Source organism: Streptomyces noursei, assembly GCF_001646665.1.
GTDB classification, from domain to species: domain Bacteria; phylum Actinomycetota; class Actinomycetes; order Streptomycetales; family Streptomycetaceae; genus Streptomyces; species Streptomyces lavendulocolor.
Window position 1 is genome coordinate 328,648 of sequence record NZ_LWBU01000158.1, and the last position, 25,925, is coordinate 354,572.

A 25,925-nucleotide genomic window follows, 5' to 3' on the forward strand; every position below is an offset into this window, starting at 1 on the left:
GCGGGGGCTTCGTGCTGTCCGGCTCCGGTAGGGGGGCGGGCGCGCCGCGCGGTGCCGCCCGGCAGGCGGCACCGCGCGGAAGGAGCGGCACGGCGGTCCGGTGGCCGCGTCGGGTGGCCGCGTCCGGGGGGAAGCGGGCCACGGGGCGAAAAAGGGGCATGAATTCCGGTTTACGTCGCTCCGGCCGGACAACCTGTGGCCAAGGATCACCGTCTTGTCTCCGGGGGCGGGGCCGTGGGTGCCCCGGCTGACTTGAACGGAGCGTTGATGAAGGTCTCCTTCCTCATCCACACCATCTACGGCATCGGCGGCACCATCCGCACCACGCTGAACCTCGCGGAGGAGCTGGCCGGACGGCATGAAGTGGAGATCGTCTCCGTGTTCCGGCACCGGGACGAACCGCTCTTCGCGATCGACCCGCGCATCACCGTCGTACCGCTCGTCGACACCCGCCCCTCCTCCGCCACCAACGAGAAGAAGCACGAGCACCACCTCCGGCCCGCCGAGCACTTCCCGCGGAACGAGGCGCGGTACAAGGAGTACAGCCTCCTCACCGACGAACGCGTCCGCGCCCACTACGCCGGCGCCGGCTCCGACGCCGACGTGGTCATCGGCACCCGCCCCGGACTCGTCGCGTACGTCGCCGCGTTCGCGCCCGAGGGCGCCGTGCTCATCGGCCAGGAGCACATGACGCACAACCACCACAAGCCCGGACTGCGGGCCGAGATGGCCGGGTTCCTGCCGCGGCTCGACGCGTTCGTCACCGTCTCCGAGGGCGACGCCGCCTCCTGGCGCGCCCACCTGCCGCTGCCCGGCACCCGGGTGCTGGCCATCCCCAACAGCGTGCCCGCACCCGTCGTCCCGCCCTCCGACACCTCGGGCACCACGATCGTGGCCGCCGGGCGGCTGGCGTCCGAGAAGCAGTACGAGGTGCTGATCGAGGCGTTCGCCAAGGTCGTGGCCGAACGCCCCGGGTGGACGCTGCGGATCTGCGGCTGGGGCAACCAGAAGGACCGGCTCCGCGCGAGGATCGACAAGCTCGGTCTCTACAACAGCGTCCACCTCATGGGCCCGCGCTCCCCGATCGAGCCCGAGTGGGTCAAGGGCGCGATAGCCGTGTCCACTTCGCGTCACGAGTCCTTCGGCATGACCCTCGTCGAGGCGATGCGCTGCGGACTGCCCGTGGTGTCGACCGACTGCGACTACGGCCCCCGCGAGATCGTCAAGGACGGCGAGGACGGCCTCCTCGTCCCCGTCGGCGACGTCGACGCCATCGCCACCGCGCTGCTCCGGCTCGTCGACGACCCCGTGCTGCGCCGCCGGATGGGGGCCGCCGCGCAGGTCAACGGCCGCCGCTTCGACCCGGGCCCGGTCGCCAAGCAGTACGAGGAGCTGTTCGCCGAGCTGGGCGCGGCGGCCGCCACCCACCGCGCCGCCCGCCGCCCGGCACCCGACCCGCTCCCCGGGGCGCCCACCGTCGCCGACAGCGCCGTGACCCGCGACGGCACCGTGACCGTGACGCTGCTCACGCCCCGCGAGGGCGCCCGCCTGGTGGTCGGGGGGCACGGCTTCCCCTTCGACGAGCACGGCACCGCCACCGTCCCGGCCGCCACGCCGCTGCCCGAGGGCGTCCACCCCGTCACCGCCGAACTGCCCGGTGCCGCCGGCGCCGTCCCGCTGGCCACCCGCGCCGTCGACCAGCGCGGCGCCATGCGCGCGGCCGAGCGGCAGCGCGCCGGCGAACCGGTGCGGCAGATCGTCCCGTACCCGAGGGGCGGCACGCTGCACCTGCGCTCCTGGTCCCGCCCCGTCCACGCCGAGGCCGGCGAGGTCCGGATCCAGGACGGGACGCTCACCGTCGCCGCGCGGCTCCACGGCGCGGCCGAGCCCGACGGCGAACCGGCCCTCCTGCTGCGGCGGCGCGGGAAGGCCCCGCTGGAGCTGGCCTTCCCCGGCGCGCGCCACGGGGCCGACGGTTTCCGGTTCACCTTCCCCTGCACCGCTCCCGCCGCGCGGCGGCAGGACCCTCACGATGTGTGGGACCTGTGGCTCCGGTACGCGCCGGACGCCGAGCCTGCCCGGCTCGGGCGCTTCCTCGACGACATCGTGGAGAAGGGCTCCCTCTTCCCGTACCCCCCGGTCGAGCCGCGCGACCACCGGCCCCTGGCGCGGGTGCGCGGCCTCGTCGGGAGACTGGCGGGCAGGCCCCGTGACCGGACCGTCGTCACGCTGTTCCACAGCGCCGCCAACGATCTCGTACTCAGCGTCGTCGACGCACCGGCCGCGTGATGTCGGTCACCGGGGCCCCGCCGCGACACCCGTCCGCTCTCCCTGGCCACAGCGTGAACACCAGGTGTCGGACGGGTGCGGGGCGCCCGATGTCCACCTTGCGAGACGGTCACGGAGAGTGCGACCATCAGCCCGTCCCCCAGTCGTCGCAAGGTAGGTCGTTCTGTGTCAGCGCCGCATGAAGCCAAGACCCGCACCACAGCTGTCGTGCTCGCCGGCGGTACCGGCCAGCGCGTGGGTCTCGCGATCCCGAAGCAGCTGCTGAAGATCGCGGGCAAGGCGGTCATCGAGCACACGCTGACGATCTTCGAGCAGGCCGACTGCGTCGACGACGTGATCGTGCTGATGGCGCCGGGTTTCGTGCCCGACGTCGAGAAGATCATCGCCAAGGCGGGCCTCACCAAGGTCACCCGGGTCATCGAGGGCGGGGCCACGCGCAACGAGACCACCGAGCGTGCCATCCAGGCCCTCGGCGAGGGCCTCGGCGAGGGCGAGGACCTCAACGTCCTCTTCCATGACGCGGTGCGTCCGCTTCTGTCACAGCGCGTCATCAAGGACTGCGTCGACGCCCTCGACCGCTACCAGGCCGTCGACGTCGCCATCCCGTCCGCGGACACCATCATCGTCACCCGCACCCACGGCGAGGACGGCGAGTTCATCACCGACGTACCCGACCGCTCCCGGCTGCGCCGCGGACAGACGCCGCAGGCGTTCAAGCTGTCCACGATCAAGCGGGCCTACGAGATCGCGGCCGGGGACCCCAACTTCCAGGCCACGGACGACTGCAGCGTCGTCCTGCGCTACCTGCCCGACGTGCCGATCTACGTCGTCGCGGGCGACGAGTACAACATGAAGGTCACCCAGCCCGTCGACGTGTTCATCGCCGACAAGCTGTTCCAGCTGGCCTCCACCGCCGCCCCGCGCCAGGCCGACGAGGCCGCCTACCGCGAGCTGCTGTCGGGGAAGACGCTCGTCGTCTTCGGCGGCTCGTACGGCATCGGCGCCGACATCGCCTCCCTCGCCGAGCGGTACGGCGCCACCGTGTACGCGCTGGGCCGCTCCACCACCGGCACGCACGTCGAGAACCCGGAGCACGTCGAGGAGGCGCTCGCCACGGCGTACGCCGAGAGCGGCCGCATCGACTACGTCATCAACACCGCGGGCGTCCTGCGCATCGGCAAGCTCGCCGAGACCGACAACGCGACCATTCAGGAAGCGTTGAACGTCAATTACCTGGCCCCCGTGCAGATCGCGCGCGCCGCGTACAAATACCTGGTGGAGACCAAGGGGCAGTTGCTCCTGTACACCTCTTCCAGCTACACCCGGGGCCGCGCCGAGTACAGCCTTTACTCGTCCACCAAGGCCGCCATGGTGAATCTCACCCAGGCTCTCGCCGACGAATGGGCCGGCGACGGAATCCGGGTGAATTGCGTCAACCCCGAGCGCACCGCCACGCCGATGCGCACGAAGGCGTTCGGCCAGGAGCCCGCCGGATCGCTGCTGTCCTCCGAGGCCGTGGCCCGGACCTCCCTGGACGTGCTGCTTTCCGAACTCACCGGCCATGTCATCGACGTACGGCAGCAGGACCCCACCCGTGGGGCGAGCGAGGCGTCCGGCTTCGAGCAGGCCCTCGCCTCGGTGCTGGACCGACAGGAAGATGTGTAATACTCACCAGATGTGTTCTTCGGGCCTCTGTGTCGCATTGTGCGAATGCAGAGGCCCGAGTTCGTAAACAGGCCGACGGAACCGGTAAGGATCCGAAAAGCCACTCCGTGAAGTCCCCCACCTTCACGGGAGTCATGTCCAGAGAATAAAACCGGCACCCCCTCCTGGAGCAGGTTCTTCGTGATTTCGACCGCCATTCGCCTGGCACGTGTGGGCAGTGCGTCAGAGCTCGCCGCGGCAGCCCTCATGGGGCTGGGTTATCCGTGCGTCATGCTGGCCGCCCTCCTCCCGAACCTCTGGTTCTTCGCGGCCGCCGGTGCCGTGACCTACGTCGCCGACTGGTATCTGCACCAGAAGAACAGTTACCTGATCAACCGGCTGAGCAAGGTCCGGGCCGGTCTCGCGATCCGCTTCCTGCTGCGGCAGCTGCTGCTCATCCTGCTGCTGGCCCGCGAAGGCCTCGCCGACCAGCCCGTGTTCTACGCGGCGGTCGCCTGCTTCCTGCTCTTCTACGGCCTCCAGGCCCCGCAGGGCGCCCTCGCCACCCTGATCCGGCTGCGCCGCACGATGCCGGTGGTCACCCGCAACATCGACCTGCACGCCGTGCGCATCCCCGACGCCCCGCCGCAGGCGCTGCTCAACCGCTCCGCCGAGAAGATGCTGCACCTCGACATCCCCGCGATGGCGGGCGTGATCGTGGCGGTCGCCTCCGGCCGGAACGCCATCGGGTACGCGGGCGTCGCCGTGACCCTCGCACTGGGCCTGCTCTACACCGCCGCCCTCGTCCCGTACCTGCGCCGCAAGAAGCGCGCACCGGCCGCGGGCGCCGCCCTCAAGGCCGTCGGGACCTGGCTGCGCGAGTACCAGCCGACGGTGGCCCTGTACTTCTCCGGCTCCGACGACTCCGCCTACCAGGTCAACATGTGGCTGGAGACCATGGAGCAGGTCGACGGCCGGCCGATCATCATCATGCGTGAGCGCGCGCTGGTGAAGAAGCTCCAGCCGACCTCGGTGCCGATCCTGTGCGTCCCCGGCGGCCAGCACCTGATGGCGATGGACCTGTCGACGATCCGCGTGACGCTGTACCCCGCCAACGTCGGCAAGAACATCCACATGCTGCGCGTCCCCACCATGAAGCACGTCTTCATCGGCCACGGCGACAGCGACAAGCTCGCCAGCGTCAACCCCTTCTCCAAGGTGTACGACGAGGTGTGGACCGCCGGCCAGGCCGGCCGCGACCGGTACGCGCTGGCCGACGTCGGCGTCCGCGACGAGGACATCGTCGAGGTGGGCCGCCCGCAGCTCGCGCCGATCAGGTCCTGGACGGGCACGCCCGCCAACCCGGTCCCCACCATCCTGTACGCCCCCACCTGGGAGGGCTGGGACAACAACCCCGGCAACACCTCGCTGCTGCTGGCCGGCGAGAACATCGTGAAGCGGCTGCTCGCCGCCCCCCGGCCGGTCCGCGTCATCTACAAGCCGCACCCCTTCACCGGGCTCGTCAACAAGAAGGCCAAGGCCGTCGACGAGCGCCTGCAGAAGATGGTCGCCGCGGCCAACGCCGAGCGCGCCGCCGACCCCCGCTGGGCCGAGGAGATCGCCGCCGCCCGCTCGTCGCAGGCCGCGGCCCGCGCCGAACTGGCCCGGATCGAGGCCCGGATCGCCCAGCTCTCCGCCCCCGGCCGCAAGGGCGGCGACGAGGCCGAGGAGTCGCGCGTCTCGCTCGCCGACCCGCACCGCCTCGCCGAGATCAAGCGCCTGCGGGCCGAGTGGAACGACGCGTACTGGCGCTCCTTCGGCTGGTGGGAGCACCGGGTCGTCACCGGCGCCGAACCGAAGCTGTACGACTGCTTCAACGAGGCCGACGGCATGGTCTCCGACATCTCCAGCGTGGTGTCCGACTTCATCGCCAGCGGCAAGCCGTACGCGGTGACGGACTCCGCCGGGGTGGGCGCCGACGAGTTCAGGCGCCAGAACACCGCCGTCCGCGCCGCGGTGATCCTCTCCAACGGCGCCACGGAGCTGGACGAGCTGCTGGCCGCCGTGGCCGACCCGGCGGCCGACCGGCTCGCCGGCGAGCGCAAGCTGCTCAAGCGGTACCTGCTGGGTCCCGACGAGCCCACGTCGATCGAGCAGTTCAACGCCGCCGTGCGCGCGCTGGCCGCCAAGGCGGAGGCCCGCAACAACGGTGTGGCGCAGCGGCTGGCCGGCCAGCGGATCGGCGAGCTCGACCAGGAGGCCGACGGCGCGGGCGCCGAGCCGCTGGACGCCGCCCTGGACACCGTCGCCGAGAAGGGCGCCCAGGAGGCGACGGCGGCGCACTGAGCCCCGGCACCCGGCGGCGCACTGAGCCCCGGCAGCCCCGGCACCCGCGGGGCGGCACGGCGCACCGGCCCCCGCGCCCGCCGGCCGGCGGATGCGCGCCGAACCACCCGGCCCCGCCCGCCCGCGTAAAGCAGGACGTACACATCGCGGCCCGTAAGTCCCTCGTCCGAGGAGCACTTGCGGGCCGCTGTGCGTGCCGTCACACCCGGGAAACGCCCGGCGGGCACCATGGCGGCGACCTTCGTCCCTCCGGTGGATCGAGCAGTGGTGCCGATGACAGAGAACACACCCGATGTCAGCGTGATCATCGGGGCCTACGAGGCCATGCCCTACCTGGTGAAGTGCCTGGACTCGGTGGAGGCGCAGACGCTCGGCGCCGACCGGATCGAGATCGTCGCCGTCGACGACGGCTCGACCGACGGCACGGGGGAGTACCTGGAGGAGTTCGCCGCCCGTTCCAAGGTCGCCACGCGCGTCGTCCGGCAGGCCAACTCCGGCGGCCCCAGCGGCCCGCGCAACACCGGCCTCTCCCTCGCCCGCGGCCGCTACGTCTTCTTCCTCGACGCCGACGACCACTTCGGCGAGGAGGCCCTCGAACGTCTCGTCGCCATGGCGGACCGGGCCGGCACCGACGTGGTGCTCGGCAGAACCGTCGGCGTCAACCGCAACGCCGCCAAGTCCATGTGGAAGCAGACCGTCGAACGCGCCGACATCTACCGCTCCAACGTCAAGTACACGCTCAGCGCCCAGAAGCTCTTCCGCCGCGACCTGCTCGTCCGGTACGGCATGCGGTTCGACGAGTCGCTGACGACCGGCGAGGACGCGCTGTTCACGCTGGAGGCCTACCTGCGCGGCAGCGGGGTGTCGGTGGTCGCCGACTACACCTGCTACTACCTGGTGGGCCGCGAGGACGGCAAACACCTGACGAAGACCGGCGGTTACGTCCCGCGCTTCGACTCCGCCCGGGCCCTGACGGAGCTGATCGCCGCGCACGTGCCGCCGGGGGAGCGCCGCGACCTGCTGATGATGCGGCCGTTCACCGTCACGCTGCTCCCGCAGTTCGGGCCCGTCGTGCTCCGCCAGCCGCGGGACGTCCTGCTCGCCAAGATGGAGCTGGCCGCACCGCTGATGGCCGCCCACTGGACGCCGGGCCTGGCCTGCCGTCTGAAGACCGAGGACCGGCTGCGCCTGACGTGCGTGGCCATGGACCGGCCCGACGCCCTCGTCGACGTCGTCACCCGCCTCCAGGAGGGCACACCGCCCGAGCGGGTGCGGCGGTGGGGCCGCGAGTACCTGGCGTACCCGCACTTCCGCGACCCGGCCGTGGGCATCCCGGACGGCGCGTACGAAGTGCGCGGCGCGCCCGGCACCCTGGCCGTCGCCCGGCGCCGGGCGCGCCGGCTGGTGGGACGGCTGCTGCGGCGGGCCGGGCGGACGCCCGGGACGGCCTGAGCCGCGCGGACCGGCCCGCCCGGCCCGAGGGCCGCACCCGGGTGTCCACGGCCATGTCCAGCCGCTGGAATGCACGCGCGCCGGACGCCGCTCCTGGCATAGATTTCCCACGTGACAGTGGCAAGACAGTACGTGACGGAAGCCCGCAGGATCGTCGTCAAAGTCGGTTCGTCGTCCCTGACCACCGCCTCCGGCGGCCTCGACGCCGACCGCGTCGACGCGCTCGTCGACGTACTGGCCAAGGTCCGCAGCGGCGGCGAGAAGGAGATCGTCCTGGTCTCCTCCGGCGCCATCGCCGCCGGGCTCGCGCCCCTCGGCCTCGCCCGCCGCCCCAAGGACCTGGCCCGCCAGCAGGCCGCCGCCAGCGTCGGCCAGGGCCTCCTCGTCGCCCGCTACACCGCCTCCTTCGCCCGTTACGGCGTACGCGTCGGGCAGGTGCTCCTCACCACCGACGACACCAGCCGCCGGGCGCACTACCGCAACGCCTACCGGACGCTCGACCAGCTGCTCGCCATGGGCGCCCTGCCGGTCGTCAACGAGAACGACACGGTCGCCACGGACGAGATCCGCTTCGGCGACAACGACCGGCTCGCCGCGCTCGTGGCCCACCTGGTCCGGGCCGACCTGCTCGTGCTCCTCTCCGACGTGGACGGGCTCTACGACGGCGACCCGTCCACGCCCGGCACCTCGCGCATCGCGGAGGTACGCGGCCCGGAGGACCTGGAAGGGGTCGAGATCGGCTCGGCCGGCAAGGCGGGCGTCGGCACCGGCGGCATGGTCACCAAGGTGGAGGCCGCCCGTATCGCCGCCGCCGCGGGCGTACCGGTCGTGCTCACCTCCGCCAGCCGCGCCGCCGACGCCCTCGCCGGCCGCAACACCGGCACGTACTTCCGCCGCACCGGCCGCCGCTCCGCCGACCGGCTGCTGTGGCTGGCCCACGCCTCCACCCCGCAGGGCGCCCTGATCCTGGACGACGGCGCCGTGCGGGCCGTCGTCGAGGGCAGGAAGTCCCTGCTCCCGGCGGGCATCGCGGCCGTCGAGGGCGACTTCGCGGCGGGGGACCCCGTCGAGCTGCGCGACACCGCCGGCCGTGCGGTCGCCCGGGGGCTCGTCACCTTCGACGCCAAGGAGATCCCCCAGCTCCTCGGGCGCTCGACCCGTGAACTGGCGAAGGAGCTGGGCCCGGCCTACGAGCGGGAGGTCGTACACAGGGACGATCTCGTCGTCCTGGAGGCCTAGACCAGCCCCAGAACGGCTGAAACTCCCGCCATCCGCCGGAGACCTTCCTCAAAACCGCCCCACGCTCCGCGCGGGACTGGTCAACTTTGTCTCAGGGGTAGGCGGGGTGACAGCACCACCACGTACACGGACGTACACACAGGAGGCCGCCGGTGAGACGAGCGCGCCCGGGGGCTCTGCCCCGAGGGACGGCCGAACGCGCCTTGACGAGTGTCGAGGCGGGGGCCGACTTCGACGAAGCCGTCCTCGACGACGGCGCCGCGGCCCGGCAGCCGGGCGGCGGGCCGGACCGGCACACCCCGGACCGCCCGGTGTCCAAGCTGTGGCACATCACGCTCAGCGTCTCGGGCCCGGCGGCCCCCCTCAAGGACGTCAAACGGGCCCTTGAGCAGCTCGCCCACGACCACCCGTTCCTGCTGACCAGCCGGTATGCCAACGATCACGCCGAGATCCGCTACTGGGAGGAGGCCCGCGACCTGCACGACGCGGCCGCCGTGGCCCTGCGGCTGTGGGGCGAGCACCGGCAGAGCGCCAAGCTGCCGCCGTGGGAGATCGTGGGCCTGGAGGTCATCGACCGGGAGACGTACCACCTGCGGATCGCGGAAGGGTACGGCCCGCCGCCCGCCGCGCCCGTGGGGGTCCACCCCTACTGACGGGGCACGCGGCCGTGTGTCCGCCCGGGCGTCTCGCAGAGCGGGATATGTGATGGATGCCCGACCGGAGCGCACTACGCTGCGAGTATGACCTCGTCGCACTCCCCCTCCTCCGCCACCTCGCCGTCCGTCACGCCGTACGACGACATGACCCCGGTCACCCGTGCCGCCTACCGGGCGCGCGCCGCCGCCGCCGAAATCGCGCCACTCCCGCGCGCGGCCAAGGACGACGCGCTGCTGGCGATCGCGGACGCGCTGGAGGTCCGCACGAGCGAGATCGTCGAGGCCAACGCCGAGGACGTCGCCCGGGCACGGGAGGCCGGCACCAGCGAGTCGATCATCGACCGGCTGACGCTCACCCCCGAGCGGGTGCGCGCCATCGCCGCCGACGTCCGGGACGTGGCCGCGCTGCCCGACCCGGTCGGCGAGGTCGTCCGCGGCTCCACCCTGCCCAACGGCATCGACCTCCGGCAGGTCCGCGTCCCCCTCGGCGTGGTCGGGATCATCTACGAGGCCCGGCCCAACGTGACGGTCGACGCCGCCGCGCTGTGCCTGAAGGCCGGCAACGCGGTGCTGCTGCGCGGCTCCTCCTCCGCGTACTCCTCCAACACCGCCCTGGTGCGCGTCCTGCGGGACGCCGTCGGCGGCGCGGGCCTGCCGGCCGACGCGGTGCAGCTGGTGCCCGGGGAGTCCCGCGACTCGGTGCGCGAGCTGATGCGCGCCCGCGGCCTGGTCGACGTCCTCATCCCGCGCGGCGGCGCCTCCCTGATCCGCACCGTCGTCGAGGAGTCCACCGTCCCGGTCATCGAGACCGGCACCGGCAACTGCCACGTGTACGTCGACGCCCGGGCCGACCTCGACATGGCCGTCGACATCCTGATCAACTCCAAGGCGCAGCGGCCCAGCGTGTGCAATGCCGCCGAGACGCTCCTGGTCCACCGGGACATCGCCGACGCCTTCCTGCCGCGGGCCCTGGACGCCCTCGCCGAGGCCGGCGTCACCGTCCACGGCGACGAGCGGGTGCAGTCCTACGCCGGCGCCTCCAAGGCCACCGTCGTGGCGGCCACGGCGGAGGACTGGGAGACCGAGTACCTCTCGTACGACATCGCCGCGGCCGTCGTCGACTCGCTGGACGCCGCCGTGGCGCACATCCGGCTCTGGACCTCCGGCCACACCGAGGCGATCGTCACCACGTCGCAGGCGGCCGCCCGCCGCTTCACCCAGCTGGTGGACTCCACCACCGTCGCGGTCAACGCCTCCACCCGCTTCACGGACGGCGGCCAGTTCGGCTTCGGCGCCGAGATCGGCATCTCGACGCAGAAGCTCCACGCCCGCGGGCCGATGGGCCTGCCGGAGCTGACCTCGACGAAGTACATCGTGACGGGCGACGGTCACACGCGGTAGCCGTCGCACCGGGCGGGGTGAGCGGGATTCGCCGCTCTCCCTGCCGGAATCCACCTCCTCGGTCTACCCTGGGAACGTGCCGGACGACGTGGGGGGCAGGCCGTTCCCGGACGGCTGGGAGCCCGACGACGACCGCGGGGGCGCCGACGACGACTTCGCCTCCGTGGTGTTCGACGAGGACTTCGTCCGGGCCGCCGAGATCCATGAACCCTCCGCCGTAGAACGCCTGTTGGCCGCCGCCCAGGCGCGTGCGGACGCCGAGGCCGCACGGTCCGCGACGGCCGGTCCCGGACCCGACGACGACCCCTGCGACACCGGGTACGGGCCGGGGCTCCACGCCCACGGGTACGACGCCGACCGGTACGGCCCCGCCGACGACGACGGCCCCTACGGGGCGCACGGCGGCGCCCTGCGCCCCTACCGGCCCAGCTCCCGCTGGCACCGGCCGGTGGCCTGGATCCTCGCCGTGGTGATGGGCGTCGGAATGGTCGCCCTCGCCTTCACGGCCGTCTACCGGGGCTCCTCCGGCGGGCGCGGCGGACAGGTCCCCGCGCCCGCGACCAGCGGCGTCGACGCCCCGCCTCCGGACCCGGCCCGGACGGCGCCCCCGGCCTCCGCGGGGTACAGTGCCCCGCCCGTCCCGGCGGCGCCGCGAACGCCCTGAGGCCGCCCGCGTGTTGTCCCGCACCAGCGCGTTTACCGGAGGCTCCGCAGACCTACCCTGAAGGTATGGCAGGGCGTGGCGACCCGCCCGAAGGGACGCCCGACGGCGCCCCCGGCGGCGGCGAGGACGAGTACCGGTCCGTCGTCTTCGACGAGTCGTTCGTCCGTGCTGCCCACCTCCAGGAGTACTCGGCGCGCGAACGCCTCGGGGAGCACGCCCAGGCCGTGCGCAGCCGCCCCTCGTGGGAGGAGCCCCCCACCGCCTCCCGCAGCCGGCACGGCGCGCTGCTCCTCGTGCTGGTCCTCGCGGTCACCTTCGCCGCCGTCGTGTACCTGAGCGCCCGGGGCGCCTACCCGCCGCCGACCGACCGGCGCGCCGAGCCGCTGCGGACCACGGTGGTGCCGCTCGCCCCGCGCGACACGGTCCCCGGCGGCGACCCGGCCGCCCTGTTCGCCCGCAGTCCCGCCGCCCAGTTCCGCTCGGGCGCCGCCGGCGTCACCCTTCCGGCGGCACGGCGCACCGCGCATTTCTCCGAGGGCCAGGTGGTGACCGCGCTGAGCACCGCGAAGGACTACCTGGTGCAGTCCTCGCTCGACCCGGACGTCCTCACCGGCGGCGCCGTGCGGCAGGTACGGCTGCTGCTCGACCCCGACCAGCTGGAGCAGTTCGACCGCAGCGTCGACGCACCCGCGGCCGACGGCCGGCACGCCGCGACCGGCTGGCTGATGCGCTTCGACACGGCCGAGGTGGCGCTCGCCGGCCCCACCCCGCGGGTGCGGGGCACGCTGCGGGTCGCGGAGGTGGGGGCCGACACCCTGGAGGTGGCGTCGGATCACACGCTCGTCTACGCGGTCCGCCCGGCCGGGGCGCCTCCCGCGGCCGACGCCTCGCTGTTCACCGTGCGCCGCGAGCTGGTCCTCCGCTTCGACCGCGAGGACCTGCGGATGCACCGGGCGGAGCTGCTGACCAGCCGTGTGCAGGCCGGCCCGCAGGACTGCGCGGCCGACCCGTCGGCCTTCCTGCACCCGGTGCTCGCCGGACACCGCGCCACACCCGCGGGACCCGCGCTCACCGACCCGTACGCCACCGGCGACCGCACCGCCCCCGCGCTCTGCGGCGCCCTGTCCCCGACCGCCCAGCCCACCGGCCCGGCTCCCCGCACCCGGTGAGGGGAGCCGCGCCGGGCGGCCGGGGTCAGTCGGGGGCGGCCGGTCAGTCGGAGGCGGTCCGCCCCTCGCCGCCCGCCTCGCCCGCCCGGCCGGCGCCGCCGCCCGTGCCGCCGGAGCTGCCCGCGAACCGGTCGCGGAGCTTGCCGCCCAGGTCGCCCGCGCCGCCGGCTATGTCACCGACCAGCTTCATCAGCGGGTCCTTGCTGCTGCGCACCGAGTCGGCGTAGTGCGACGCCGACTCGCGGAACGAGTCCGTGACCGACGCGTCCTTGTCCTCCGAGCGGCGCGGGTAGTGGCCGTCCATGATCCGCTGGTGGTCCCGGCTCTCCGCCCACTTCTTCAGCTCGGCGGCCCGGACCGTGGTGAACGGGTGCGACCGCGGCAGCACGTTCAGGATCTTGAGCACCGAGTCGCGCAGGTCGCCCCCGGCCTCGTACTCCTCCGCCTGCTCCAGGAAGGCGTCGACGTTCATCTCGTGCAGGTGGTTACCACCCGCGATCTTCATCAGCCCGCGCATCGAGGCCCGCAGGTCCTGGCCCACCAGGAGGCCCGCCCGGTCCGCCGACAGCTCGGACTTGCGGAACCACTCGCGCAGCGCCGTCACGATCGCCATGATCGCGACGTTGCCGAGCGGGATCCAGGCGATCTTCGTCGCCAGGCCGGTGAGGAACAGCAGCACCGTGCGGTACACGGCGTGGCCCGACAGCGCGTGGCCCACCTCGTGCCCGATGACCGCCCGCATCTCCTCCTCGTCCAGCAGCTCCACCAGCCCGGTCGTCACGACGATGATCGGCTCGTCCAGGCCGATGCACATGGCGTTGGGCTTCGGGTCCTGCGTGACGTACATCGACGGGACCTTCTCCAGGTCCAGGATGTAACAGGCGTCCCGCAGCATGCTGTTGAGGTGGGCGAACTGCGCGTCGCTCACCCGCACCGAGTCGGACAGGAAGAGCAGCCGCAGGCTGCGCTCCGGCAGCAGCCCGCTCAGCGCCTTGAAGACCGTGTCGAAACCGCTGAGCCTGCGCAGCGCGACGAGCGCCGACCGGTCCGCCGGGTGCTCGTAGGCCCGGGAGGAAAGTCCCGGGAACCGCCTGCGCTGCCTGCTCGGCACGTTCTCGTGGCTGCCGTCGGTCATGGAATGCCCCCATCTTCGTACGAGACCTGTCTCGTCCCCCTGACGGCCCCCAGCGTAGGCGTTGGAGCCATGGCCCGGCCGGGCCTGTGGACAACGGGTGACCGCGGGAGAGGCCGGCCGGGCCGGGCGAGGCCGCGGAGGGCCGGGCTCACCCGGGCGGCCGTGCACGGAGCGCCGCGCCGCGGCTCGTGCGGGCCGTCCGCCGGCCTCCGGTGCCGTCCCGCTCCGCCCGGACACCGCCGCCCCGGCGCCGGGACACCGGCGGCAACGGCTGAGTCGGCGTGAGCGCGCCCGGACGGCCCGCATACGATGTGCGCGAAGTCTCCGCCCCGACTCCGATGGATAGGTCCTGCCGAAGATGAGCCTCCCCACCACCGCCGCCAGTCTCGTCACGCTCGCCGAGGGCGCCGAGCACGGCGGCAACCACGCCAGCCTCAGCCCGTACCTCACCGGCGGCGGCGCCCTCGTCGTGCTGCTCCTCCTGCTCTGGATCACCACGCGTTTCAACCGCGACCGCTGAGCCGCCGGGTCCCGACCGCTGACCCCGCGACCGCCGGGACCGCCCGAGGCGCCGGGCCAGTAGGCTCTGCACGCATGGGAGACCAGCAAGTGCCTACCAGTTCCGGCAAGCGCCGACTCGGCGTGATGGGCGGGACGTTCGACCCGATCCACCACGGACACCTGGTGGCCGCCAGCGAGGTGGCCGCCCTGTTCCACCTGGACGAGGTGGTGTTCGTACCGACCGGGGAGCCGTGGCAGAAGAGCCACAAGAACGTCTCCCCGGCGGAGGACCGCTACCTGATGACGGTCATCGCCACGGCGTCGAACCCGCAGTTCTCGGTCAGCCGCATCGACATCGACCGCGGCGGGCCGACGTACACCATCGACACGCTGCGGGACCTCCGTGACCTCAACGAGGACACGGACCTGTTCTTCATCACCGGAGCGGACGCGCTGTCCCAGATCATGCCGGGCTGGCGCAACGCCGAGGAACTCTTCTCGCTCGCCCACTTCATCGGGGTGACCCGGCCGGGGCACGACCTGTCGGACGACGGCCTGCCCGAGGGCGGGGTCTCCCTGGTCGAGGTGCCGGCGCTGGCCATCTCGTCCTCGGACTGCCGGGCACGGGTCGCCGCGGGCGATCCCGTCTGGTATCTGGTGCCGGACGGTGTGGTGCGCTACATCGACAAGCGCCAGTTGTACCGGGGCGAATGAGCCACGGAGAGGGGCACCGGTGAACGACCAGCAGAACCCGTACGACCCGTACCACCCGCCGCAGCCGCAGATCGTCGGCTACGACGCCTACGGGCAGCCGGTGTACCAGCAGGCTCCGCAGCATCAGGAGCCCGCCCAGTCACAGCAGTACGACCCGTACGCGCAGCCCCAGCAGTCCTACGGCTACGACCAGTACGGTCAGTACGCCCAGCCCCAGCAGCCGTACTCCCCGCAGCACCCCCAGCCCCAGCACCCCCAGCAGCCGTACGACCCGTCGTACGCCCAGCAGGGGTACGGGTACGAGGGGTACGCCACCGGTGAGGGGTACGCCTCCGGCTACGGCACCGCCCAGCAGCAGCCGGCACCGCAGCCCGTGCGCGAGCAGCCCGTCCACGAGCAGCCCCCGGCGCCGCAGCAGCCCGCCGTGCCGCAGCAGGCCCGGCACGCACCTCCCGCCCCCACGCCCCCGGCCGCGCCCGCCGCCGTGCCCGGCCAGCGCCGCCCGCAGGCGGACCCGGACGGGGAGGCCCGGCAGGACCGGGGCGACGAGCAGTTCTCCTTCGTCGAGGAGCCGGACGAGGACTCCGAGGACGTCATCGACTGGCTCAAGTTCACCGAGAGCCGCTCAGAACGCCGTGAGGAGGCCCGGCGGCGGGGCCGCAACCGGGTCGTCGCACTCGTCGTCGTGCTGGCCGTCGCCCTCGTCGGCGGTGTCGGCTACCTGTGGTCGGCCGGGCTGCTCCCCGGCACCTCCGACCAGGAGACGAAGCAGGGGACCACCGCCGGCGGCCCGCAGAAGCGGGACGTGATCGTCCTGCACCTGCACAACACCGGGAACAAGGAGACCTCCACCGCGCTGCTGGTCGACAACGCCACGACCAAGCAGGGCACCACCGTCCTGCTGCCCAACTCCCTCTCCGTCGCCAACGACGACGGCACCACCACCACGCTCGCCAAGTCCGTCGACGACGACGGGTCCGCCGGCACCCGCGAGGCCATCGGCGCCCTGCTGGGCACCAGGATCACCGGAACGTGGCGCCTGGACACCCCGTACCTGGAGAACCTGGTCGAGCTCGTCGGCGGCATCGAGGTCAGCACGGACACCGAGGTCCCCGGGGCCAAGAAGGGCGACGCGCCCCTCGTGCCCAAGGGCGAGGGCCAGACCCTGAACGGACGCATGGCCGTCGCGTACGCCACCCACCGCGGCCCCGGCGAGGCGGAGGCCCGGCAGCTGGAGCGGTTCGGGCAGGTCGTCCTCGGCGTCCTGCGCAAGATGTCGGACGACCCGCAGTCGGCGACGGTCACGGTCCAGACGCTGGCGCAGATCCTGGACCCGTCGCTGCCGGAGAAGGACCTCGGCGCCTCCCTCGCCAGGCTCGCCGAGCACGCCAAGGTGGGCGACCACAGAACGGCGCTGCTGCCCGTCCAGGAGGACGGCACGCTCAGCGAGGAGGCCACCGGCAGTGTGGTGAAGGACATCCTCGGCGGCTCGGTCGGCGCACCGGAGCAGGGCGCGGCCGTACGGGTCGGCGTCCGGAACGCCTCCGGCGACGAGGACGCCACCGAGGCGGCGCGGGTCCGGCTCATCAACGGCGGCTACGCCGTCATCGACGGCGGCAAGGTCGACGAGGAGTCGTCCTCGCAGGTCATCTATGGTGACGCGGCGCAGAAGGCGAAGGCCGTGGAGGTCGCCAAGACCCTGGGCCTGCCCGCCGGAGCGGTCCAGCAGGGCAAGGCGGCGGCCAACGCGGACGTCACCGTCGTCCTGGGCCGGGATTACGAGGCGGGATAGCGGCGGAGTAATGGTTTGCCGGGCTGTCGGCGGTACGTGAGACCCTGGGGGTGTTCTGGACCGCCGACGAAAGCCTGCATGTGACCGCCACTGACCGCTCCATCGAGCTCGTGACCGCCGCCGCCCAGGCGGCTGCCGACCGGCTCGCGCACGACATCATCGCCTACGACGTCAGCGACGTGCTGTCGATCACCGACGCCTTCCTGCTCGCCTCCGCGCCCAACGACCGCCAGGTCAAGTCGATCGTGGACGAGATCGAGGAGCGGCTCAACAAGGACCTGGGCGCCAAGCCCGTCCGCCGCGAGGGCGACCGCGACGCCCGCTGGATCCTGCTGGACTACGTCGACATCGTGGTCCACGTCCAGCACAGCGAGGAGCGGGTCTTCTACGCCCTGGAGCGGCTGTGGAAGGACTGCCCCGAGCTGCCCCTGCCCGAGGACGCCGTGAAGACCCGCGGCAAGGCCGAGGAGCACGCCCGGCTCAGCGGCGCCGACGCCGCCGACGGCCCGGACGGTGAGCTGAGCTGAACGGCACCAAGGGCGGCAGGGGCCGCCGCATCGTCCTGTGGAGGCACGGGCAGACGTCGTGGAACCTGGAGCGCCGCTTCCAGGGCTCCACGGACATCGAACTGACCGACACGGGTCTCGCCCAGGCCCGCCGGGCGGCCCGGCTCCTCGCGGCGCTCAAGCCCGACGCGATCATCGCCTCCGACCTCCGGCGCGCGTCGGCCACGGCCGCCGAGCTGTCCGCGATCACCGGTCACCGGGTGAGCCACGACTCGGCGCTGCGCGAGACGTACGCGGGCAAGTGGCAGGGCCTCACCCATGACGAGATCCTGGCGCGCTACGGCGAGCAGTACGCCGCGTGGAAGCGCGGCGAGCCGGTGCGGCGCGGCGGCGGCGAGCTGGAGACGGAGGTGGCCGACCGGGCCGCCCCCGTGGTCCTGGCGCACGCCGAGAAGCTCCCCGACGACGGCACCCTCGTCGTGGTCAGTCACGGCGGCACGATCCGCACCACCATCGGCCGGCTCCTCGGCCTGGAGTCGCACCACTGGGAGGGCCTGGGCGGCCTCTCGAACTGCTGCTGGTCGGTGCTGGGCGAGGGCGCGCGCGGCTGGCGGCTGCTGGAGCACAACGCCGGAACGCTCCCCGAACCGGTCCTCGGCGACGACGACTGACCCGGATTTCACTTTCCGGCAGGTCACAGGCTAAAGTTCTTCTTGTTCGCAGCGCGGAGCGCGAAGAACACGAGGGGCTATAGCTCAGTTGGTAGAGCGCCTGCATGGCATGCAGGAGGTCAGGAGTTCAATTCTCCTTAGCTCCACAATCACCGGATCCCGTCCCCGCAAGGGGGCGGGATTCGTGCTTTCCGGCCCCGTGCCGCCGCCCGGGCAAGCCGTGGTCCCGCACCGGCCCCTCCGGGCCCGCGGGCCGTGGCGCCGCCGTGCTCAGGGCGCGTCCGCCGCTCCGGCGCACAGAGTCTCGACCGCCAGCCGGCTCTCCTCGTCGTTCGCCGTGTACGCCACGATCCGGCAGTCCGGCATTCCGTTGATCGACAGGGACACCGACGTCATCCGTATCTCGCCCACCGCCTCGTGCCGGAAGGTCTTCACCCGGGGCCCCGGTGGCACCACGTCCCCGCTCTCCCACAGCGCGGCGAAGTACGCGCTGGCCGCCGAGAGCCGGGCGATGAACGACTCCCACGCGGGCTCGCCCACGTGCCGCCCGTAGGCCCCGCGCAACTGCGCCACCATCAGCGGCAGCTCGGTGCGCCTGTCCACCAGGGGGCAGACCGGGTCCGCCACGGTGAACAGCGTCCACAGCACATTGCGCATGCCGTACTCGTCGAGCGCCGGGCGGGCGAACAGCAGCCGGTACGCCCGGTTGGTGGCGAGCACGTCGTACCGCGTGTTGTAGACCACCGCCGGGCGCGGGTCGAGGGCGTCGAGGATGCCCTGGATCTCCGGGCTGACCCGCTCGACGTCCGCCGACCGGTCCGGCACGTACGGCACCCCGGCAAGGTGGTACAGGTGCTCCCGCTCCGGCCGGTCGAGCCGCAGGGTGCGCGCCACCGCGTCCAGGACCTGTGGCGAGGCGTTGATCGGGCGGCCCTGTTCCAGCCACGTGTACCAGGTGACCCCCACTCCGGAGAGCTGGGCGACCTCCTCGCGGCGCAGACCGGGCGTCCGCCGGCGCAGACCCGGCGGCAGGCCGACGTCCGCCGGGGTCACCCTGGCCCGGCGGTTGCGCAGGAAGGCGGCCAGCTCCGGCCGCCTCCGCTGGTGCCCCGCCCGGTCCGTTCGCTCCTGTGTCGCCATCGTCGTCACGCCCCCCATCGTCGACGGCCCGCCCCACCTCTGCCAGGTGCTGTCAGTACCAGCATCAGCGGGCTCTCGTTACTGGTACCGGATCGTCGGCAGGCTCCAGGCATGACGACGACCGCGACACCTCCCACGCTCAGTGAACACGGTGGCACCGACAATCGGCCCCGGCCGGGCCTGCTGCTGGCTGTGGTGCTCGCCGCGCAGTTCATGGCGCTGCTCGACACCTTCATCGTGAATGTGGCGGCACCCACCATCCGCGACGAACTGGCCGCCTCCGGAGCCGCCTTGCAGCTGGTCGTCGCCGGCTACACCGTCTCGTACGCGATCCTGCTGATCACCGGTGCCCGCCTCGGGGACCTGCTGGGCCACCGCCGCATGTATCTCGGCGGGCTCGCGCTGTTCACGGCGTCCTCCCTCGCCTGCGGGCTCGCGGCGGACGCCGGGCAGCTCATCGCCTTCCGGCTGGTGCAGGGAGCGGGGGCGGCGCTGATGATCCCGCAGGTCCTCAGCCTCGTGCAGCGGAACTTCACCGGTGAGGGCAGGGTGCGGGCGCTCGGCGCCTACTCCGCGGTCCTCGCCACCGGAGCCGCGGCCGGCCAGGTGGTGGGCGGCGTGCTGGTCGCCGCGGACCTCTTCGGCGCGAGCTGGCGGCCCGTCTTCCTGGTCAACGTACCCATCGGCCTGGCCCTGCTGGTGCTGGGCGTCCGCGTCCTGCCGCGCGACCGGCGGGGCGACCCGGCGCGCGTCCGGGGTCTCGACCTGCCGGGGCTGGTGCTGCTGGCCGCCGCCGTGTCGCTCTTCACCGTGCCGCTGGTGCTCGGACAGGAGCGGGACTGGCCCGCCTGGGCGTGGACGTCGCTCGGCGCCTCGGCCGTCCTGTTCGCGGTGTTCTGCGGCTACGAGTCCCGCCTCGCGCGGCGCGGAGGCGCCCCGCTCATCGCGCCCCGGGTGCTGCGCCTGCCCGGGATGGGCCTCGCGGTGGTCCGCATCGCCGTGGTGATGGGCGTCAACGCGGGCTTCCTGTTCGCCATGACCCTGCACTTCCAGAGCGGCCTCGGCCACGGCGCCCTGCGCGCCGGCCTGACCTTCGCCCCGACCGCCGTGGTGTTCGGCGCCGTCGGACTGACCTGGCGGCGCTGGCCGCGCACCTGGCAGCGCCACCTGGTGACCGGCGGGTTCCTGCTCGCCTCCGCCTCCGCTCTGGCGTCCGGCTGGGCGCTGCGGGACGGGCGGACGGGCGGCCCGGCGATGTACCTGGCGTTCGCCGCCGTGGGCGCGGGGCTCGCTCTCGCCTTCAGCCCCGTCCTGACCGGCGCCCTGGCCTCCGTACGCCAGGAGGACGCCGCCGACGCCAGCGGCCTGCTCGCCACCGTCAACCAGCTGGGACAGCTGATCGGCGTCGCGACGTTCGGCACACTCTTCCTCGGCCGCCTGAACGTGCCCGGTCCGCAGGCTTCGGCGGACGCGCTGTGGGTATGCGCCCTGGCGATGGCCGCCGTGTCGCTCCTGGGCGCGGCGGCCGGGCTGGTGCGCCGACCCCGCTGACCCCCGTGCCGCGCCATGGCAGAATCGGACGGCCGGAGGGGGACGACGATCCGGACGGGAGGGAGAGTTCGCGATGGCGGCCAGCGGTTTCGAGGAGGCTTCCGACCCGCTCGTCGCGGCGCGGTCGCGCCCGGGACTCAGCTGCCCCTCATGCGGGTCGGCCCACGTCGCCCAAATGCTCGGTGACAATGGCGGGGTGTCCTATGTGTGCACGTCCTGCGGCCACAGCTGGAGCTGATTGATGGGTGCGCACAGGCGGAAATGCGACTGGTGCGGCAGCGGTACGCCGATCGTCCGGGACATGGACCCGGTCAATCCCACGTACCAGTACTGGTGCGAGGAGTGCGCGCGGGCGCTGATCATAAAAGGCGACCCCATCGAGACCTACCGGGAACTCGAAGGGGAGCCGATCTACGGACGCCTGCTCGACGAGCACTGCACCCTCAAGCGGTTCTACTCCTTCGCCACCGCCTGACCCGTCCCCGCCCGCCGCTGCCGGACCGCGAACGCCGCCAGCAGGCCCAGCCCGGCCAGCGTGTAGAGCCCCGACAGCAGCATCTGCCAGCCGTTCTGGTGGAGTTCGAGACGGACCGGCGCCGGGGCGTGCGGGACCCACCACAGGGCGAACGACGCGAACACCAGGGCCGTGCCCACGGTCCAGGCCGGCCGTGCCCGGGTCGCCAGCAGGACCAGCATCGGCACGCACCACACCCAGTGGTGGGACCACGAGATCGGGCTCACCAGAAGCGCCGTCGTCGCGCACGCCACCACGGCCACCGGCCGGTCGTCGCGCAGCGCCGCCGCGACCGCGACCGTGATTCCCGCCACACCCACGACGACGGCGGCCAGCAGCCACCACATCCCCGGGTCGGTGGTGTGCATCAGGCGGGCCAGTACGCCGTTCAGCGACTGGTTGGCCGTCTCCTCCTTGCGCCCGACCCGGCTGGTCTCGAAGATCATCTCGGTCCAGAAGCGGCGCGAGTCGTACGGCAGGACCACGGCCGACGCCACGGTCACGCCGAGGAACACCCCGGTGGCCGTCGCCGCCTGCCGGAGCCAGGGGTTCCATCCGTACGTACGCGCGCGTGCCACCCCCACCACGAGCAGCAGCACCACGAACAGGCCCGGCGTCAGCTTCACCGCCGTGGCCAGACCGATGCCCACACCGGCCCACCGGCTGTTCTCCCGCCGCGTCAGGTCCCACAGCACCGCCACCGCGATGAGCAGGTTGATCTGCCCGTACCGCAGCGTCGTCCACACCGGCTCGCACCACACGAGCACCGCGGCCGCCCACAGCGCCGCCCCCGGCCTGTCCCGGCCCACCAGGCGCAGCGACAGGTGCACCAGGGCGAGCAGCAGGAGCAGGTTCCCCGCGGTCGCCAGGGTGCGCATCTCGGGCACGCCGAGCAGCGTCAGCGGCGTGAACAGCAGGGCGGCGAACGGCGGGTACGTCGTCGGCAGGTTCGCCGAGGTGGCACGCATCGCGTAGAGGTCGCCACCGGCCAGCACGGTCTCGCCCTCCGCCCGGTAGACGGAGAGGTCGAGCATGGTGACGTTGGCGGCGCGCTGCGCCATCCAGAAGGCCGCGAAGGACAGCAGGCAGGCCGTCGCGGCGGCGGCGAGGGGCAGCTCCCTGAGGCGCGCCCGGTGGGTCGAGGTCACGGTCACAAGGGGCGACGGTACCGGCCAGAGCCCTACCGACCGTAAACGATTTGGTGAACCACCGGGGGGACCGTGTAATGTTCTCTCTGTCGCCGCGAGGGAAACCCGCAAGGGGGAACCGGCCAGGAGGAGACTCCAGGAGGGCGGCACACCGCAAGGGGCTATAGCTCAGTTGGTAGAGCGCCTGCATGGCATGCAGGAGGTCAGGAGTTCAATTCTCCTTAGCTCCACAGAACGTGGAAGGCGGGTCATCCGATCGGATGGCCCGCCTTTTCCGTGCCCGTACTCCCGTGCCCCGGCCCGCCCCCGCGTCCCCGTACACGCGAACACGGGCGGGACACCGCCCGCCACGGGGTGCCCCCGGCGGCCGTGGCCACCGGGGGCTGTGCGTCAACCCCGACCGCTGCCAAGCGCCTTGCGGTCGGCGCTCGGCAACGCCGGACGGGACGGGCGGTCCTGGGGGCCCTGCTCCAGCCGGAGCGCGAGCTCCGGACAGCGCCGCACCGCCAGCTGGGCGCGGTCCCGCAGATGGGTCGGCACGGACGCCTCCGAGAGCACCGGGTAGCCGTCGCGACCCATGCGGATCAGCTCGGGGACGATGTCCGCGCACAGGCCGTGGCCCTTGCACAGCGTCCAGTCCACCGCCAGCTTCTCGCCGCTCGGGATGGACTCCACGACCTCCTGGTAGCCCGGTTCGGGCAGCGGCAGCACACCGAGCGTCGGGCGCCCGCAGCCGCCGTGCAGGACGTGCGCGGCCAGGTCGTCGGTGAAGGCCGACAGCGTCGAGCTGAAGAACCGGGCGGATCCGTCCGGGTGCTTGCACACGCCCCGGCCCTTGACCGCCTGGGTGACCTCGCGCAGCGCCTCCAGGGCGGCCGGCCCGCCGCCGTTGAGGACGTCCGACAGGCCGCCCGCCGCCGCCGGCAGACCCAGGCGGCACGGGCCGCACTGGCCGGCCGTCTCCGCCGCCAGCCAGTTCGCCACGCGCTGCGCCTCGCCCAGCGGGCAGGTGTCCGGACCGATCGGGAGGATGGCCCCGGCTCCCAGGGCGCCCCCCACGGCCGCCATGGACTGCTTGGAGATGACGCAGTTGTCGACGGCCATGGAGTCGATCCAGTTGCCGTGGTAGCCGCCCGTCAGCACGCCCTGGGGGACCTGCGGCGCGCCGGCGAGCTGGAGGACGTACCGCATCGGGACGCCCGTCGGCACCTCCACCACCATGGGCCGGGCCACCTGCCCGGAGATGGTGAGCATCACCGTGCCGGGCTCACTGTCCAGGCCGTGCTGGGAGTAGCGGCCGGCACCGATCCGGGCGGCGACGGCGAGCTGCGCGAACGTCTCGGCGTTCGACAGCAGCGTCGGAGCGTTGCCCACACCCGACTCGGCGGCGCGCTCACGGCGGCCCGGCGGGATGGCGGGGCCGCCGTTGACGGCGCGGATCACGGAGGAGGCCTCGCCGGAGACCATGCGCTCGGGGGTGCGCACGACCCGCGCGCGCAGCCGCTGCCCGCGCCGGTCGGACAGGCCCCGCTCGGCGAGGGCGGCGCGGATGGAGATCTCCGTGGAGTTCCGGGTCACCGCGACGACCAGGGTGCGGGCGCCGAGGGCCTCGGCGGCCAGCAGCGCGCCGTCGAGGATGAGGTGCGGCGCCCGGTTGAGCAGCACGGTGTCCTTGCGGCACGCGGGTTCGCCCTCGCTGCCGTTGACCACGACGACCGGGCGCACCCCGCGCCGGATCGTCGCCTTGGCGACCGCGCGCAGCTTCTTGCCGAACGGGAAGCCGGCACCGCCGCGGCCGGTGAGGGATATCTCCTCGGCGAGCTGGGCCAGTCGCTCGCCGCCCATGGGTTCGAGGGGGCCGTGCACCTTGAGGTGCATCTGGAGGTCGAGCCGCTCGACGAGGTCGAAGCCCTGGGTGAGCTGGGGGAGGCCGACGACGCGGACCTCGGGTACGTCGGGGAGCGGGGCGTTCACGGGCGGTCTCCTGCTGGTGCGGTCCAGGGCTCGCCGGCCGGCGGCTGCTGGAAGGGGCCCGGTGCGGGCTCGGTGGGGCTGCTGGTGCCGTAGGAGGGCGGGACGGTGTCCTGGCCGTAGGAAGGAGGCGGGACGCTGTCCTGGCCGAACGAGGGCGGGGTGGGGGACGGTGCGGGCGGCGGCGGGGACGGGGTCGGCCAGTAGCCGGGCCTGGTGGCCGGTTCGTCGGACACGACCGGCAGCTCCTCCGTCATGGGCACGCGCTCGGCGTAGGGGATCTCCTGCGTGGGGCCGCCGGCGCCGGCGTTGCCGAGGGACACGGCCCGGTAGGCGGCCGAGATGCCCGCCCCCATGGTGCCGGGGGAGGCCGGGGGGAACCCCGGCTCGTACATCGGCGCCGTGGGCGGGGTCAGGGTGCGGGGCTGCTCACGCGGGCGGCCGAGCGGAAGGTCCGGGGACTGGACCGGCGGCTCGGGGCGGGCGGCCGGTTCCCGCCGCAGCTCCTGCTCGAACGAGCGGGAGGCGTCGTACGGGCGGGACGCCTCGAACGGGCCGGACGGGGTGATGTCGGGCGAGCCGGGCAGCGGCGACACCGACGGGTCGCGCCGCCGCCCCCGGCTGCGGGCCGGCTTCTCCGCGCCCGGCCCGAGCAGGCTCAGGACACGGTCGGCGAGACGCTGCTGCACGGGGTTGGGCAGCAGCCGCAGCGACACGGCGCAGGCGACTCCGGTGAGGGCCAGGCAGTACATGGTGGTCACCCAGGTGGCGGCGGGGCGACCCGCGTAGAGCCCGTGGACGAGCGCGAAGCACCAGGCCGGATAGGCCAGCATGTGCAGGGGCCGCCAGCGGGCCGCGATGCTGCCCCGGCCGGCCAGCGCGCTGCGGGCGGCGCCGGTGGACGCGGCGATCACCATCAGCAGCCCGGCGAGCGACCCGAACCCGATCAGACCGGACGTGCCGGTGACCCCGAGCCCGAACGGGATGAGAGCCCCGATGAGCTCCACGTGCCCCAGGGACACCTTCACGGTGGCGTGGAGGAGCAGGAAGCCGAGGGAGGCCACCGCGGTGGTGCGGTGGATGGCCTGGGCGAGGAGCCGGTTGCGGGTGGACAGCAGGAGCCGGTCCTGCGCGATCAGGCCCCAGGCCACGGAGGCGGTCAGCGACACGAGGGAGAGGACACCCGTGGCGAAGTCCAGGGCGGCCCGGAAACTTTCGCTCCCGCCGATGGCGAGCACCGGTATGAGTACCAGCGCAGCCGCGGTGAGCCCGCCCTGTACCGGCTTGCTCATCCCGGCCTGGAAGGCGGGCGATGAGCGGATCTTGCGATGAGGGTTCATGGGGGGCGACTCCAGTGGTGCGGAAAAGAGGTCCCGTGGCCGCATGCTAAGTCGAGGCATACCAACCGGTACGAGCTTTGGG

General features: G+C 73.0%; 21 protein-coding genes and 2 tRNA genes. 18 read left to right on the forward strand and 5 right to left on the reverse strand.

Annotated elements, in window-relative coordinates; genetic code table 11:
- Nucleotides 1–267: 267 nt before the first annotated feature.
- The 9 genes from A4V12_RS13525 (at nt 268) to A4V12_RS13565 (ending at nt 12,860) form a co-directional block, all read left to right on the forward strand.
- Nucleotides 268–2,289, forward strand: a complete 2,022-nt coding sequence (locus A4V12_RS13525; protein WP_064069544.1) for a glycosyltransferase family 4 protein — start codon at nt 268–270, stop codon at nt 2,287–2,289.
- A gap of 165 nt (nt 2,290–2,454) precedes the next feature.
- Nucleotides 2,455–3,954, forward strand: a complete 1,500-nt coding sequence (locus A4V12_RS13530; protein ID WP_064069545.1) for a bifunctional cytidylyltransferase/SDR family oxidoreductase — start codon at nt 2,455–2,457, stop codon at nt 3,952–3,954.
- Between the two features lie 180 nt (nt 3,955–4,134).
- Nucleotides 4,135–6,279 (forward strand): hypothetical protein, encoded by a 2,145-nt coding sequence (locus tag A4V12_RS13535; protein ID WP_079137021.1) that lies wholly within the window; start codon nt 4,135–4,137, stop codon nt 6,277–6,279.
- 273 nt (nt 6,280–6,552) lie between these two features.
- On the forward strand, nt 6,553–7,731 hold the full coding sequence (locus A4V12_RS13540; RefSeq protein ID WP_079137033.1) for a glycosyltransferase family 2 protein: 1,179 nt from the start codon (nt 6,553–6,555) through the stop codon (nt 7,729–7,731).
- Between the two features lie 111 nt (nt 7,732–7,842).
- Nucleotides 7,843–8,970: a glutamate 5-kinase gene (gene proB, locus A4V12_RS13545; RefSeq protein WP_423563073.1), complete on the forward strand. Its 1,128-nt coding sequence runs from the start codon at nt 7,843–7,845 to the stop codon at nt 8,968–8,970.
- 152 nt (nt 8,971–9,122) lie between these two features.
- Nucleotides 9,123–9,623 carry a hypothetical protein gene (locus A4V12_RS13550; protein WP_064069548.1) on the forward strand — a complete coding sequence of 167 codons (501 nt, stop codon included), beginning with the start codon at nt 9,123–9,125 and terminating at the stop codon, nt 9,621–9,623.
- Nucleotides 9,624–9,710: 87 nt separating this feature from the next.
- Nucleotides 9,711–11,027, forward strand: coding sequence for a glutamate-5-semialdehyde dehydrogenase (locus A4V12_RS13555; RefSeq protein ID WP_064069549.1), 1,317 nt, complete (start codon nt 9,711–9,713; stop codon nt 11,025–11,027).
- 76 nt (nt 11,028–11,103) lie between these two features.
- Nucleotides 11,104–11,691, forward strand: coding sequence for a hypothetical protein (locus tag A4V12_RS13560; protein ID WP_064069550.1), 588 nt, complete (start codon nt 11,104–11,106; stop codon nt 11,689–11,691).
- Between the two features lie 65 nt (nt 11,692–11,756).
- Nucleotides 11,757–12,860, forward strand: a complete 1,104-nt coding sequence (locus tag A4V12_RS13565; protein ID WP_064069551.1) for a hypothetical protein — start codon at nt 11,757–11,759, stop codon at nt 12,858–12,860.
- Nucleotides 12,861–12,903: 43 nt separating this feature from the next.
- Here the strand turns inward: A4V12_RS13565 and A4V12_RS13570 are convergent, their stop codons facing one another.
- Nucleotides 12,904–13,995 (reverse strand): M48 family metallopeptidase, encoded by a 1,092-nt coding sequence (locus A4V12_RS13570; RefSeq protein WP_064069552.1) that lies wholly within the window; start codon nt 13,993–13,995, stop codon nt 12,904–12,906.
- A 358-nt stretch (nt 13,996–14,353) separates the two neighbouring features.
- Here A4V12_RS13570 and A4V12_RS38005 point away from each other — a divergent pair, with 358 nt between their 5' ends.
- The 6 genes from A4V12_RS38005 to A4V12_RS13595 all read left to right on the forward strand — a co-directional run bounded on the left by A4V12_RS38005 (nt 14,354) and on the right by A4V12_RS13595 (nt 18,325).
- Nucleotides 14,354–14,515 (forward strand): hypothetical protein, encoded by a 162-nt coding sequence (locus A4V12_RS38005; protein ID WP_199831272.1) that lies wholly within the window; start codon nt 14,354–14,356, stop codon nt 14,513–14,515.
- 74 nt (nt 14,516–14,589) lie between these two features.
- Entirely contained in the window at nt 14,590–15,210 is a 621-nt protein-coding gene (gene nadD / locus A4V12_RS13575; protein ID WP_064069553.1) for a nicotinate-nucleotide adenylyltransferase, read from the forward strand.
- 19 nt (nt 15,211–15,229) lie between these two features.
- On the forward strand, nt 15,230–17,002 hold the full coding sequence (locus tag A4V12_RS13580) for an LCP family protein (protein ID WP_064069554.1): 1,773 nt from the start codon (nt 15,230–15,232) through the stop codon (nt 17,000–17,002).
- An 80-nt stretch (nt 17,003–17,082) separates the two neighbouring features.
- Nucleotides 17,083–17,529: a ribosome silencing factor gene (rsfS, locus tag A4V12_RS13585; protein WP_064069604.1), complete on the forward strand. Its 447-nt coding sequence runs from the start codon at nt 17,083–17,085 to the stop codon at nt 17,527–17,529.
- Complete coding sequence (locus A4V12_RS13590; protein WP_064069555.1) at nt 17,526–18,179, forward strand: histidine phosphatase family protein; 654 nt, start codon at nt 17,526–17,528, stop codon at nt 18,177–18,179. Before rsfS ends, A4V12_RS13590 begins: the two co-directional genes overlap by 4 nt.
- 73 nt (nt 18,180–18,252) lie before the next feature.
- Nucleotides 18,253–18,325: transfer RNA gene (locus A4V12_RS13595), tRNA-Ala, on the forward strand.
- Between the two features lie 124 nt (nt 18,326–18,449).
- Here A4V12_RS13595 and A4V12_RS13600 read toward each other — a convergent pair.
- On the reverse strand, nt 18,450–19,337 hold the full coding sequence (locus tag A4V12_RS13600; protein WP_199831273.1) for a helix-turn-helix transcriptional regulator: 888 nt from the start codon (nt 19,335–19,337) through the stop codon (nt 18,450–18,452).
- A gap of 93 nt (nt 19,338–19,430) precedes the next feature.
- Here A4V12_RS13600 and A4V12_RS13605 point away from each other — a divergent pair, with 93 nt between their 5' ends.
- Together A4V12_RS13605 and A4V12_RS13610 are read left to right on the forward strand one after the other, a co-directional pair.
- Complete coding sequence (locus A4V12_RS13605; RefSeq protein WP_199831274.1) at nt 19,431–20,870, forward strand: MFS transporter; 1,440 nt, start codon at nt 19,431–19,433, stop codon at nt 20,868–20,870.
- Nucleotides 20,871–21,171: 301 nt separating this feature from the next.
- A complete protein-coding gene (locus tag A4V12_RS13610) occupies nt 21,172–21,345 on the forward strand; it encodes a hypothetical protein (RefSeq protein WP_234372170.1) in 174 nt (57 codons plus the stop codon).
- Here A4V12_RS13610 and A4V12_RS13615 read toward each other — a convergent pair.
- Nucleotides 21,324–22,538, reverse strand: coding sequence for a glycosyltransferase 87 family protein (locus tag A4V12_RS13615; RefSeq protein ID WP_064069557.1), 1,215 nt, complete (start codon nt 22,536–22,538; stop codon nt 21,324–21,326). The two genes, A4V12_RS13610 and A4V12_RS13615, sit on opposite strands and share 22 nt — an antisense overlap.
- Before the next feature lie 151 nt (nt 22,539–22,689).
- Between A4V12_RS13615 and A4V12_RS13620 the strand changes: the two genes are divergently transcribed.
- Nucleotides 22,690–22,762, forward strand: a tRNA-Ala gene (locus A4V12_RS13620).
- Between the two features lie 160 nt (nt 22,763–22,922).
- Here A4V12_RS13620 and A4V12_RS13625 read toward each other — a convergent pair.
- Both A4V12_RS13625 and A4V12_RS13630 read right to left on the reverse strand, forming a co-directional pair.
- Nucleotides 22,923–24,506, reverse strand: a complete 1,584-nt coding sequence (locus tag A4V12_RS13625) for an NADH-quinone oxidoreductase subunit NuoF family protein (protein WP_064069558.1) — start codon at nt 24,504–24,506, stop codon at nt 22,923–22,925.
- Nucleotides 24,503–25,795 (reverse strand): ferric reductase-like transmembrane domain-containing protein, encoded by a 1,293-nt coding sequence (locus tag A4V12_RS13630; protein WP_064069607.1) that lies wholly within the window; start codon nt 25,793–25,795, stop codon nt 24,503–24,505. Before A4V12_RS13630 ends, A4V12_RS13625 begins: the two co-directional genes overlap by 4 nt.
- Nucleotides 25,796–25,925 lie beyond the last annotated feature (130 nt).

What these genes read in the sequence shown, in the direction of transcription:
- A4V12_RS13570 (WP_064069552.1), bottom strand. Translation starts at nt 13,995, where the DNA reads ATGACCGACGGCAGCCACGAGAACGTGCCGAGCAGGCAGCGCAGGCGG.
- A4V12_RS13630 (WP_064069607.1), bottom strand. Translation starts at nt 25,795, where the DNA reads ATGAGCAAGCCGGTACAGGGCGGGCTCACCGCGGCTGCGCTGGTACTC.
- A4V12_RS13555 (WP_064069549.1), top strand. Translation starts at nt 9,711, where the DNA reads ATGACCTCGTCGCACTCCCCCTCCTCCGCCACCTCGCCGTCCGTCACG.
- A4V12_RS13600 (WP_199831273.1), bottom strand. Translation starts at nt 19,337, where the DNA reads ATGGGGGGCGTGACGACGATGGCGACACAGGAGCGAACGGACCGGGCG.
- A4V12_RS13565 (WP_064069551.1), top strand. Translation starts at nt 11,757, where the DNA reads ATGGCAGGGCGTGGCGACCCGCCCGAAGGGACGCCCGACGGCGCCCCC.
- A4V12_RS13605 (WP_199831274.1), top strand. Translation starts at nt 19,431, where the DNA reads ATGACGACGACCGCGACACCTCCCACGCTCAGTGAACACGGTGGCACC.
- nadD (WP_064069553.1), top strand. Translation starts at nt 14,590, where the DNA reads ATGGGAGACCAGCAAGTGCCTACCAGTTCCGGCAAGCGCCGACTCGGC.
- A4V12_RS13610 (WP_234372170.1), top strand. Translation starts at nt 21,172, where the DNA reads ATGGACCCGGTCAATCCCACGTACCAGTACTGGTGCGAGGAGTGCGCG.
- A4V12_RS13525 (WP_064069544.1), top strand. Translation starts at nt 268, where the DNA reads ATGAAGGTCTCCTTCCTCATCCACACCATCTACGGCATCGGCGGCACC.
- A4V12_RS38005 (WP_199831272.1), top strand. Translation starts at nt 14,354, where the DNA reads ATGAGCCTCCCCACCACCGCCGCCAGTCTCGTCACGCTCGCCGAGGGC.
- A4V12_RS13540 (WP_079137033.1), top strand. Translation starts at nt 6,553, where the DNA reads ATGACAGAGAACACACCCGATGTCAGCGTGATCATCGGGGCCTACGAG.